We start from the raw sequence: 12,444 nt of genomic DNA on the forward strand, positions 1-12,444 counted from the left end.
AAAAATTAAGCCGCTTTGATTTTGGCTTCAATTATGGATAAGGCATCCTGTACAGATTTCATCTTGTCCATATCTTCATTCTCAAGCATAATATCAAATTCATCTTCAACATCTAAAACAATGTCCACTAAATGCGCTGAATTAATATTGAGTTCTTCAATAAATTTACTCTCCAATTGTATTGATGCAACATCAACATCTTCAGGTAGGTATTTTTCTATGATAGCTTTGAGCTTTGTAAGGTGTTCCATTTAGGTATTCTGATAGTGTTTAAAAATAATACATGCATTGACATCGCCAAAACCAAAACTTGCTTTAATTATATAATTTTGAGGATAGGTTGAAGACGAAAAGGTAATTTTTTCTTCAGGTACCAAGTGTACAATTTGGGGATGTACTTCTTCAATATTCCGATTCCCAAAGCGTTGCTGAGTCACCAATTGTTGCACTACCCCTACACATTCTATAGCTCCGCTGGCCGCTAATGCATGCCCAAAATGCCCTTTAAATGAATTTATAGGCGGAAAATCAGCTGCTGCTAATCCAAGTGCTTCTTTCCATTGCGCGATTTCAAAACTGTCTTTTGTGGTTGCTGTAAGGTGCCCATTAATACTAGAAATTTGGTGAGCTTCTACTTGTGCATTGTTAAGAGCCGCCTGTATACAACGCTGAATACCTTCCGGATTGGCAGCAGTCATGCTACCACCACTGCGCATTCCGCCAGAATTTACATTTCCGCCTACGATTTCTGCCAGTATGGTAGCCCCTCTTTTTTGTGCAGTTTCCAAATCTTCAAGAACAAAGGCCGCAGCTCCACTAGCCGGCACAAAACCACTTGCCGAAGCACTCATGGGTCTACTCGCCTGTTCAGGTTCCGCATTGTATTTTCTGGGTAAGACCCGTAAAGCATCAAATCCGCCCCAAATATAAGGGCCGCTATCACTTGTGCTACCAACCAACATTTGGGTGGCTTTTCCGTGTTGTATACGTTCAAAACCCAATAACAGCGCTTCTACGCCACTAGAACAGGCAGAAGAATTGGTAGCTACGACATTACCAGCCCCATATTTACCGGCAATAAGGGCACTCACTCCGCTGCTCATGGTTTGATAGACAGAGGTACTGCCTAATCGACGTACATTACTTTCATCAATTTTATAGATGGCCTCTCTGAATTTAGCAACACCAGAAATTCCCGTTCCAAATTGTACGCCTAAATTCCAGTTGGTTGAATCACTTGGTTGAATTTGTGCCTGAGTTGCTGCATCTGTGGCGGCAATCATCCCATAAATAATACCTGTAGATTGGAGACCGTTTAATTGGTTCTTCGCAAAATAGTTGGTAAGCTCAATTTCTGATAGGTCTGGCTTCCCTCCTAACTGACAAGAAAAATTGAGTGCTGCCAACTCCTCCCAAAAGCGAATACCATTTTTACCTTCGTAAAGATTAGTGGTAAATTGCGATAATGTATTGCCTAAAGGACTACAGACGCCCATACCTGTTATTACTACTCTCCTACCCATCTTCAGTATTTTTTTGCATTCCAGAAAGTACACCTTTACAGACTAAGGTACCGTCCTCTTTGGTCATTTTAACCTTAGATTTTAGTTTTCCAAATCGGAAATAGATTTTTTCTGCGGTTACAATTACTTTTTCATTAGGAAGCACTACCGAATAAAAATCCATTTCAGAAGAAGCTAGAAAAAACAGTCTTGATTTTACCATATCAGAATTCGCGTTACTTAAAAACAAACCGTGACAAACCAAAGCAAGCTGCGCACAGCATTCTGTTAGTATCGTACCCGGAGTAACCGGATTATCTTTAAAATGTCCTTTATAAAAAAACTCATCTTTTTTAAAGGTATACGAACCAACAATATTTTCTTGAGTAACACTAGTTATGGTATCCACGAACAAGTACGGATGGTCAAAAGGTAATAAGTCGCGTATATAATTAGTATCCATTAACATAAGTGTTCTCCACCATCTACAGTTAGTATGGTGCCATTAATCCATGAGGCTTCAGGTTGCAATAACAAATAAACCACATTGGCAACTTCGGTTGATTTTGTTAATCGCTTATGCGGATTGCGTTCTTTGGTATGGGAAACGATTTTCGCATAATCTGGCAGTCGCTGTAAAGAAGGGGTGTCACACACCCCAGCTTGAATACAGTTGCAATGTATACCCAATGGCGCATAGTGTACCGCCATGTTTTTTATTAGGGTTTCTAAAGCCGATTTTGCCATGCCCACCGCAGTATACCCTTTAGTTAGTCTACGAGCGCCTTCACTTGTAAAAGCAATTATACGGGCTTCTTTTTTAAATAAGTTTTTCGCCAAAAGTGCTTGAGTCCATTGGTATAAACTGAGCGCCATGGCGTTTAGCGTGAGTTCCATATCTTCTACAGATAAACCTTTTGCGTTGGGCATTGTTAAAGGTTTTACATTACCTCTAGACAAACTATGCAATACCCCATAAATTTGTTGTGCTCCTAATGCTGCTGAAATCTCTGCAATAACGGCTTCCGATTTTTTCTTATCCATAGCATTGCTATTAAAAGAAATCACTTTAATACCATTGATTTTCAGCGCATCAAAAGTCTTTTGAATTTCAGTTAATTGTATTCTGGGGTCTCGGTGAACAAGAAGCAAATGATAGCCTTCTGCAGCTAATTTTTGAGCAGAAGCTAGGCCAAGTCCACTACTTGCGCCTAAAATTAGAATCCATTTATTCTTAAGCTTTACCATTCTAATAAAATTCGTTGTGCAGAAAAACCGGGTCCAAAACTGAGCATTAGTCCCTTAGTGCCAGCAGGGTTTTTTAGTTGCATAAACTCATAAAGTACAAAAAGTACTGTAACGCTACTAAGGTTTCCAAAGTCTTTTAAAACCGCTTTGGTCTGGTCTAAATTTTTACCGTAAGCTTTAAAAATAGCTTCCGCAGTACTTACAATTTTACGTCCTCCAGGATGAAAAATTAAATGATTTAGTTCAGCAATATCCCAACCATGGGCTTCTAAGAATGGCGGAATAATCTTAGGAAAATGACTCGCAATCATTTCTGGAACATCTGGGTCTAATATCATTTGTAATCCGGTATTAGACCATTTAAAACCCATAAGATGTGTACTATCCGGGAAGTGATACATACCACCAGCCTTAATTTTAGGACCCTTATCCTCTTCTTTACTCGAAACAAGTACACAAGAAGCCCCATCACCAAACAAGGCAGTACTTACCACATTGGCCATACTCTTATCGTTATGTTGAAACGTGGCAGATGCACATTCTACAGCCACAATTGCACCCCTTTTTTCTGGATTAGACTGTAAAAATTGTAAAGCGTAAATAAGTCCTGAAACACCAGCAGCGCAGCCCATTTCAGTTACAGGTAAACGAATTGCAGCTGTATTTAAATGGAGTTCATTAATTAGATACGCATCTAAACTCGGAATCATAAAACCCGTACAGCTAACCGTGATTATAAAATCTAAACTTTGCGGGTCCCATGATTCTTGTTCAAGTGCATCTTTTAAAACCTTAGCACCCATTTCTTTAGATGCCTGCATATAACGTGCGTTTTTCTCTTCAATATCTGTTGGTGTAAACACATCTTGCACATCCATAATTCCGTAGCGCGTTTCAACACCAGACCCTTCAAATATTTTGATGGCCTTACGGGTATACCGCTCCCCTTCTGAAGCTAGCCAATCAGAAACAAAAGGAATGATTTCAGCAGTTTTTCGCTGATATTTAGGTAATGTACGGGTTACCGCTATTAGTTTTGCATCACTCATTTATTTGTCGTGTTAAGGGTTATGAGCCAGTGATAACGGAATGCCCATCTCCAAGCTATGTCGTGTTTATAATTGGGAAGTTTCAAGCTAAAAGCTACTAATTCTTTTTTGATAAAGCCTTTTTTTATGGATGTTTTTCCGTCTGCCACGGCAATAGGGTGTTTTAAGAAAACAGCAGCAAAAAGTCCAAACAAAAAATAACTTAAGCGACTGCGTTGTAAATCTGCAATGAGAATATACCTTTTTACAGTACCAGCTATATTTTGAATTAATTGAGGTATAACATCTGATGAAAAATGATGTAAGGTAAGCGAAATCAATACTAAATCTGCTACAGGGGGCTCAACCTTCAAAACATCTAACTGACTAAAAGAAATATTTTTAAATTCTGAAGCTAATGTTTTAGCCTCTTCGATAATCGTAGCACTCAAATCAATTCCATGGTATTTGATTAAAGGAAATTCAGTGGCTAAATGATGCGCTAAATACCGAAGTAATTCTCCATTACCACAACCAATATCTTGAATAATAAAGGCTTCGTTTTTTGGTATGTTTAATCGTTTAATCTCTTTTAGTAAGGCGTTATGGGCCCCTAACAGACGATTGCAAGTAGAAATATCTTTATAAATAATTCCGAGTTCGAAAACAGGAGGACTGGTGCGGTCCAAAATTTCTAACTCTTCGCTTCGTTGCGAAAAACTCATGTTATAAATATAGGCTTTCCGTGGGTTCTTTTAATCACTTTTTGAAGTAAAGTTGGAAAGGTTTTAAAGCTTTCTAAGAGCACTGAATTTATGTTCTTATTAAGTAATAGGTTTTGGAGTCGCCTCCCTTCTTGTAGCCGTTTTGAAAAGGTTTTTTTCCATAGCTGGGTATAGGTATTGGCTAAAGCTTCCTGGCTATCTATACTACCATTTAAATAGTAGAGACAAAGGTTACCTAACAAATACCCACCATGAAGCCCCATGGCAATACCATTACCGCAAAGCGGATGAATTAAACCGGCCGCATCACCACAAAACAAAATTTTATTATAAACTAAGTCTTTTGGTGCAAAGGAAATTTGGGCAATACTAATTGGTTTGTCAAACACCATTTCGGCCGACTTAAAAAATGAATCTAAATAGGGGTTCTGTGCTGCTACTTTTTCTTGAAAATTAGCAATAGAACCCGATGCGGTAAAGTTATTCGTAGAACAGAGGTAACAACAATTAACTTTGTTACCCTCCACCATTGACAAACCGGCATAACCGCCCTCAAAATGATGTAAACTCACCAAACTAGGGTCGTAATTCTTGGCAGTGTAATGCGCTTTTATACCAATCCATTCTGTTTTTTGAGTAATAAAATCTCTATTAAAATGCTTATCAAGGTTAGACCTTTTGCCCTGAGCGCCAATTACTAATTTAGACGTAAACGTTTTAGTGCCAGAATTAACACTAAACAAGTTGTTCTCAAAACTTACAGCAGTTACCGTATCAAATTCAAAATGCACACCTTTGGCGACAGCCTTTTCATACATAGCCAAGTCTAAAGAATATCTGCTAATACCAAATCCACCTAAGGGTAAATCAACGTTTTGAATAGCTTTACCAGACTTTAAGCTTATCCCCATTCTAGAGATAGCCACAGCACCTTTTTCAAAAACATCAATTTCAAAATAGTCTAATAAAGGCAATACCTCATTAGATATATATTCCCCACAGACCTTATGTCTTGGGTAGTGCTGTTTTTCTAGTAGCAGTATGTTGTTATTAGGGGTTTTTAACGTTAATGCGGCAGATAAACCAGCTACGCCACCACCAATTATGATAACATCGTAAATCGTCATACGTATTTAATTAGCAACATAACCAGGTCCTTTTACAAATCTACCTGGAGTAGCTCCCGTATGTTCTCCATTTTTTAATACCTGACCACCATTAACAAATACATGCACAATCCCTTCCGCATATTGGTGTGGCGCTGTAAACGTTGCTTTGTCAGTAACTTTATCAGGGTCAAAAACAACAATATCAGCAAAATTACCTTGTTGTAATCGGCCACGATTTTTAAGTTTTAAATTATCTGCAGGAAGTGAAGTTAGTTTACGAATACCCTCTGCTAATGTAATCACACCTTCGTCACGAGCAAACTTACCCAAAACCCTTATAAATGACCCGTAAGACCTAGGGTGTGTCATTTGCTTTATAAAAACACCTTCGTTGGTGTAGGAGCCAGCATCAGAACAGAAACTTACCCAGGGTAGCGCCACTTTCTTTTTAATATTTTCTTCATCCATAGAAAAATACACTACCTGCACCCTACTCTGGTCTTGTAGTAATAAATCTACTAGTGTTTCTTGAGGCGATTTTTCCCATTCTTGGGCGACTTCATGCAAATACATACCTGAATACTTACGCATTTCTTCCGTTTTAAAACCTACTAAAAGAATGGTTTCGGGTCCGTTTCTAAATTCTAGTTCGGCAATAGCACGTTCTCTATTTTTAGGGTCTTCTAAGCGTTCTAACATAGCCGCTACCCCGTTTTCACGAGCCCAATCAGGTAATTGTACATGTAGTCCGGTTGAACTGGCGTTATAGGTATAAATGTCTGCAGTAACCTGTAAACCTGCTGTTCTCGCGGAATCAATTTTTGCAATGGCGGTATCTAGTTTAGCCCAATTTTGTTTAGAAGATGCTTTTAAATGATACACTTCTGCCCTAACATCGGCTTCCTTAGCAATTTGAATAAGTTCCTCTAGACTTTCTAATAATTGGTCACCCTCATTTCTGATATGCGAAATATACATTCCGTTATAGTGCGCAGCCACCTTTGACAATTCAATTAACTCCTCAGTGCTTGCATACATGCTAGGAGCATACAGTAAACTACTAGAAATACCAACGGCACCTTCTTCCATAGCTTGTTGGGTTAAGCGTTTCATTTCTTCCATTTCAGCCTCGGTGGCTTCACGGTTATCAAATCCAATCACATGCGTACGCAGCGTACCATTACCTACGAAAGAAGCCACATTTGTAGCTACCCCTTTGTCCTCTAAATGCTGTAAATATTCACCTAAGGTTGTCCATGACACATCAAATTTGATATCGCCTTGGTCGTTTTGCATATTTTCTTTCATTGCTGGGTTCAAAGGCCCCATAGAACGCCCTTCACCCATAACCTCTAAAGTAACCCCCTGGCGGATATCACTTTGCGAACGACCATCTTCTAATAAAGTAACATTAGCCCAGCTTAACATATTTATAAAACCTGGTGCAACTGCCAAGCCGTTTAAAGGCACAATTTCTTTGCCTTGTAAAGATTTAGCTTCACCAATAAATGCAATAGTATCGGCATTAATACCAATGTCGCCAATATAGGGTTCACCCCCTTCCCCATCATATAACTGTCCGTTTTGTAAAACAATATCGTAGGTGGTTTTTGGTTGGCAGCCAAAAATGAAAATAAGTGCGAAAAAAGAAAACAATACTCTCATGGAAAATTGATTTTTCCTAAGGTATTAATTTCTAGGTAAAAGGAAGCTGTAAAATATAATAGGAAACTATCGGGTAGCTACGGCGTTTTCTTTATCAGCACGAGTTTTTTTAACTTCACTAATTAGTTTATCATTTTCCCAAGTGCCTTTGGCCACAACACTACCATCTTTTGCATAGAATGTACCAAGACCAAAACGTTTATCCTGTTGCCAAGAGCCTACATACTTTTCGCCATTTGGCCAGTAATATGTGCCTAAGCCGTGGCGTTTATCGTTTTTATACTCGCCAACATAATATTCACCATCAGACCAGTAAAAAGTACCTTCGCCGTGTCGCAAATTATCTTTCCAGTAGCCTTGGTAACGACTACCAGTGCTTAAAATAGCCACACCATAGCCATTAGCTTTACCGTTGTTAACGTGCCCTACATAATGTAATTTACTACCCTTATGTGTTTTAAACGTAAGGTACTCGCCTTCTGACTTGTTGTTCAATTGTTTTCGAAGACGTTTTAGCTGCATTTTAGTCTTTTCTAGCGCAAATTTAAGGGAGTCTTTTTGGTTCAATTGCAATTCATTGGCTAGGGCATTCGCTTCGGCATCATCAACATTAGTATCTTTGGCAGCTAGTGCTTCGTTTTTAGCAATACGTTTTAGCGCGAGCATTTTTTCTGCTAGAGCCATACGCCATTTTAATTGTTCTTTTTGAATAGCTTCTTCTGATTGGTATTTATTTTGATAAGCTTCTAAGGCTTTACTGTATTCCTCACCATCTACCAACATTTGATCAATAGTATTAAGCTCACCGGCCTCAGTCATTGCTGTTAAAGCAACTTTATTAGCCATTTCTTTTTCTGCTAGCGTAGTTTCTAATTTTTTTACCTGTAAATGGTTGTAAGTGCCATAGGCAATGGCCCCTACGAGTAAAATGGTAGTAACAATAGAAAATGCTTTTCTGCTCATTGGTGGTTTTTCTGGTGTTCTCATTTACATATACGCGTTAATCGTCGAAATGGATGGCAGGTAACTTATTTTTAACTTTTCTAAAGTCTGGGGAGTAATACATATGAAAACGCAGGGTCCAGTTTTGTTTATAAAACCCACCGTTAGCTAAATCTTGTCCTTGCGAATACATAGCACCCGCAGCAAAGGTTAAGCGTGGTGTTAGAATGTATCCTATGGTAGTGGTTAAACGTAAATCTTCCATTGGACTAGCAACTACAGCCTTACCGCTTTGCATAATCAATTCTGCTTCTGGGGAAACGTAGAAGGTTTTAGGTTCTAATTTGTGACCCGTTAACGGAATTTTAGCTCTAAACATATACCGCCAACGATTTCTGAAGATGTATTCGCTATTTTCTGCAAAACCTTGTGTCCATCGGTGTTCAATACGAATACGATGGTAAATCATAGCCGTATAAACAGGCTGTGCAAACTGGTATTGATGCCAAATACGCCATTCGGGCACCACGTTTCTATCAGTTGAACTTTCGTCTGTATTGAAGTTAATACGAACTACCCCACCAGCTCTGAAACTAACTTTTTTAGAGTAGATATAGCCAATTGCATGGCGATTATATATTTGTCCTACTTGACCTAAAAACGGGGTGTTTTTAGTTTCTTCAAAGCGAAAATGGGTTTGTGCATCCCAAAAAAGGCGTTTAGAGATACGAATATTACCGTAGGTATTTAACCAAACTTTCGTTTTTGGGTCTTTATATACTGCTTCTTCTGGAAGCTCAGTTTTATCTTGTGCGTATGTGGTTAAAATGTTAGTAAAAACCAACAACAATAGACATCCAAAGGTTTTAAAAATACTATTCATGGCTTACTCTGCGTTGTTTTCAAGGTTAAACAATTGCAGTACCACCTTTGGGTCTTTTTCTCTTTTTAATTTACGTTCCAGTTTACGCGTATCTTCTTTTCTCAGACGTTTTAACGCTACTATTGAACCTTTGAATTGCGAGAGCAAATTTTCAGTTTTAGAACAATCTAAATTCGTAGTTATAGTTTCAAAAAAATACGGCCTAAGTACACTCTCATAAGCCCCGGTTAATCTTTTTTTCACCGTTTCATCCATGATGATATACATAAACGGATTCCACACCTGGTCTGTATACAGTTGTTGCACTTCGGCATAGCTAGCAGGTTCATCAGCAATGTATTCTGCAAGCTGGTCAAGTTGTGCTAAACACTGTTCTAATTGTTGACCAAACCTAAGTTTATTACCACCCTCGGGCATTGCAGCATAAATACTAAGTTCTTTTTCTGCAAAATCTTTTAAGGCTTGTATGGCCTTAGTGTGCGTTTCAGGTAATTCTCCTTCTGTTGCTTTTAATACCTGTTCAATTACATTGGTTCTAGAAAGTAATTTTTCTTCTAGCGCTGCTAAACTTGCTAATTGCTCACCTTGCTTAATATCTTGCGCTAATTCATCGTAGATAGCTTGTAGCGCTTTTAATGTATATTCTGAATAGTTAGCAACCGTTTGTAAATCACCACCCGTAAAATCTAGCATATCCGTATTTGGTGCAGAAAACGTTTCGGTACTACCAGAAATAGTTGTAGTTATGGTTTTTGTTGGCGGGTTCACCCAATAGGTAGCAACTAAATTCTTTCGATTTACATAAGGTAAGAGTTCGTTCTGTTCTAACTGTACTACTTGTGCTAACGGTTGTAGGAACGTACTCTTTAATTGTTCTACTACTGCATACAAAAACTGTACTCTTGAATTGGAACGCTTTACAATGTTTAAATGCGAATTGGTTACAATGCTGGATGTTAATGAATCTGCCTTTTGATATGTTTTCGTAATTGATGCTGCTAACCTTGTTTCTACAGTATCTATAGGGTAGTAAGGAACTTTTATTTTGAAATTGGGTTGAAATTCAGCAGTACCCAGAGCGGTAAAGATGTTTTCTACTTCCTTATAATACGTGCTATTTTTAATTAAAACCGAAGTAATTGCACTACTACTTCCTTGTTTTTTAGCAATTAATCCAGAAACAAACGCTAAGAAGGGTTTATTGAGTTTGGATTCTACCAATTCATTTTCACTGGTTGAAAACAGTGGAGTGGACACAGTTTCGGAATTATTTAAAACAGATACCTTAACTAAAGTTCCATTTTCAAAGGTCCAAGTTTCTTGTGGATCAATAGCATCGTTGGCAAAAAGGGTCCACTCATCATGGGCTAGGCCGTTACGAAGCACTCGGCCAATAAGCGTGTAGTTTTCATTTTCTAATTTGAAATTACTTACCGGTTTTCCTTCGCTAAACTCTATTTGACTTTTAAAAAGATTGGTCTTAACCTTAGAATTTTCAATGGAATCAACAGTTATAATCCACTCGCCATCAGGTTTACCAGCAATCATAGTACCGGAGGCTAAATTTTGAACTCCGTTTAAATTTAGTTGGTATTGGTAATCTACCACCTGACCTCCATTACCCGATTGGTAACTGCCAGACTGCAATTTCCAGAATCCAGTAGGTTTACCTTTAGTAAAATTACCAACAAAAGAAAAGGAATCATCACCATCAGCCAACAAGGCTTTAGCACTGGACTTTTGCATTAAAAACGACCCTTCTAAAATGGAATCGTTTTCTTGAATGGTAAATGTAAAATCGGCTTCTCCCTTGTATTTTCCAATTTGGTAAGGCCCAGAAAAATGCTGCTTTTCTTGTGCTGATAGCGTAAGTAAACCTACTACACTCCACAATAGCAAAGCAGAAAGGGTAATTTTTAGTGTTCTTTTTGGTTGTGGCATAACGCCTTTTTATAGTTCTGCAAGGCTGCAAACTTAACAGATATTTAGCCGAACACACAAACTAATTTATACCAATTGAAGATATAAGTGTTTGTATGTTAACTACTAAGAATTTTATAAAATATTATGAAAATTTATGCAGGATTCTCATAGGTAACTCTATAAATGGCATCACCAAAATCATCAGAAATTAACATAGAACCATCTTTTAAAAACAAAATATCTACAGGTCTACCCCAACGCTCTTGAGTTCTATCGTCTAACCAACCATCTAAAAACGTTTTATACGCTACTGCTTTATTATCTTTTAATTCTACCAACATAATACGGTAGCCTATTTTTTGTGTGCGATTCCATGACCCGTGTTCAGCAATAAAAGCGTAGTTTTTATAGGCATCCGGAAACATATCGCCCGTATAAAATTTTACTGCCAAGGGAGCAGAATGTGGTGCTAATTGTTGTACAGGTGCTATAAATTCATCACAAGAACGTTGGTCGCCAAATTCTGGGTCAGCAATTAAACCTGCATGACAAAAGGGATACCCAAAATGTTGATCCATTTCTTCAACACGATTAAGCTCACAAGGTGGAATGTTATCGCCAAGCATATCACGCCCATTGTCTGTAAACCAGAGTTCCTTACTATCAGGGTGCCAATCAAAACCTACTGTATTGCGAACACCGTGAGCATAAATTTCTCTATCGCTTCCGTCAGCATTCATTCGGGTTATTGAAGCATAACGTTTATCAACTACAGCACTATCGCAAATATTACAAGGAGCTCCAACAGGAACGTAAAGTTTTTCATCAGGTCCAAAAGCAATGTATTTCCACCCGTGGTGAAATTCTTCTGGGTAATCGTCATAGATAACTTTAGGTTCTGGTAAATTGTCAATGGCATTTTCAACATCATCATAACGTAATAATCTGTTTACCTCTGCCACGTACAACGAACCATTTTTAAAAGCTACTCCATTAGGTACATTTAAACTGGTATCTAATACAACAATACGGTCTGCTTTAAAGTCGCCATTTTTATCTTCAACAGCGTACAAGGTGTTTTCGGTACGAGTACCTACGAATAAAGTTCCATTATCACCCATGGCCATAGAACGTGCGCCATCAATGCCTTTAGCAAAAAGTGAAATTTTGAATCCTTCTGGTAATTTTAGTTTCTCTAGTGGTAAAAGCGAATCTTTTTCAATAGTAGAGGCTGCCTGAGCAGTCTCTGTATTAGAATCTGTAGCATTTTTACAGCTAGTAAAAGCTAATGTTAAGGTTAGTGCGATTAAAAAAAGTGACTTTTTGTACATTTTGCCCATAGATTTATGATGAACGTAAAAATACGATATTAGTAAAGAGTTCTAAAGCATAAAAAAAGCCCAAACAATTGTTTGGGCT

General features: G+C 38.1%; 12 protein-coding genes. All 12 read right to left on the bottom strand.

Annotated features, from left to right (window positions below):
* Positions 1-5 precede the first annotated feature (5 nt).
* Positions 6-251: a phosphopantetheine-binding protein gene (locus H5V42_RS01955; protein ID WP_185781430.1), complete on the bottom strand. Its 246-nt coding sequence runs from the start codon at positions 249-251 to the stop codon at positions 6-8.
* On the bottom strand, positions 252-1,523 hold the full coding sequence (locus H5V42_RS01960) for a beta-ketoacyl-[acyl-carrier-protein] synthase family protein (protein ID WP_185781431.1): 1,272 nt from the start codon (positions 1,521-1,523) through the stop codon (positions 252-254).
* Complete coding sequence (locus tag H5V42_RS01965) at positions 1,516-1,965, bottom strand: 3-hydroxyacyl-ACP dehydratase FabZ family protein (RefSeq protein ID WP_185781432.1); 450 nt, start codon at positions 1,963-1,965, stop codon at positions 1,516-1,518. The genes H5V42_RS01960 and H5V42_RS01965 overlap by 8 nt, the downstream gene beginning before the upstream one ends.
* Entirely contained in the window at positions 1,965-2,750 is a 786-nt protein-coding gene (locus H5V42_RS01970; protein ID WP_185781433.1) for an SDR family NAD(P)-dependent oxidoreductase, read from the bottom strand. Before H5V42_RS01970 ends, H5V42_RS01965 begins: the two co-directional genes overlap by 1 nt.
* Positions 2,744-3,799, bottom strand: coding sequence for a type III polyketide synthase (locus tag H5V42_RS01975; protein ID WP_185781434.1), 1,056 nt, complete (start codon positions 3,797-3,799; stop codon positions 2,744-2,746). Before H5V42_RS01975 ends, H5V42_RS01970 begins: the two co-directional genes overlap by 7 nt.
* The gene (locus H5V42_RS01980; protein ID WP_185781435.1) at positions 3,796-4,503 is read right to left on the bottom strand and encodes a class I SAM-dependent methyltransferase; all 708 of its coding nucleotides are present in this window, start codon (positions 4,501-4,503) and stop codon (positions 3,796-3,798) included. The genes H5V42_RS01975 and H5V42_RS01980 overlap by 4 nt, the downstream gene beginning before the upstream one ends.
* Positions 4,500-5,630, bottom strand: a complete 1,131-nt coding sequence (locus H5V42_RS01985) for an NAD(P)/FAD-dependent oxidoreductase (protein WP_185781436.1) — start codon at positions 5,628-5,630, stop codon at positions 4,500-4,502. Before H5V42_RS01985 ends, H5V42_RS01980 begins: the two co-directional genes overlap by 4 nt.
* 6 nt (positions 5,631-5,636) lie before the next feature.
* Entirely contained in the window at positions 5,637-7,277 is a 1,641-nt protein-coding gene (locus H5V42_RS01990; RefSeq protein WP_185781437.1) for an N-acyl-D-amino-acid deacylase family protein, read from the bottom strand.
* Positions 7,278-7,343: 66 nt separating this feature from the next.
* A complete protein-coding gene (locus tag H5V42_RS01995; protein ID WP_185781438.1) occupies positions 7,344-8,264 on the bottom strand; it encodes an MORN repeat-containing protein in 921 nt (306 codons plus the stop codon).
* A gap of 13 nt (positions 8,265-8,277) precedes the next feature.
* A complete protein-coding gene (locus H5V42_RS02000; RefSeq protein WP_185781439.1) occupies positions 8,278-9,102 on the bottom strand; it encodes a DUF2490 domain-containing protein in 825 nt (274 codons plus the stop codon).
* Between the two features lie 3 nt (positions 9,103-9,105).
* Entirely contained in the window at positions 9,106-11,043 is a 1,938-nt protein-coding gene (locus H5V42_RS02005) for a hypothetical protein (protein ID WP_185781440.1), read from the bottom strand.
* A gap of 134 nt (positions 11,044-11,177) precedes the next feature.
* The gene (locus H5V42_RS02010) at positions 11,178-12,356 is read right to left on the bottom strand and encodes a PQQ-dependent sugar dehydrogenase (protein ID WP_185781441.1); all 1,179 of its coding nucleotides are present in this window, start codon (positions 12,354-12,356) and stop codon (positions 11,178-11,180) included.
* Between the last annotated feature and the right edge of the window lie 88 nt (positions 12,357-12,444).

The sequence above is a fragment of the Croceivirga lutea genome, assembly GCF_014235875.1.
In the GTDB taxonomy this organism is placed as follows: domain Bacteria; phylum Bacteroidota; class Bacteroidia; order Flavobacteriales; family Flavobacteriaceae; genus Croceivirga; species Croceivirga lutea.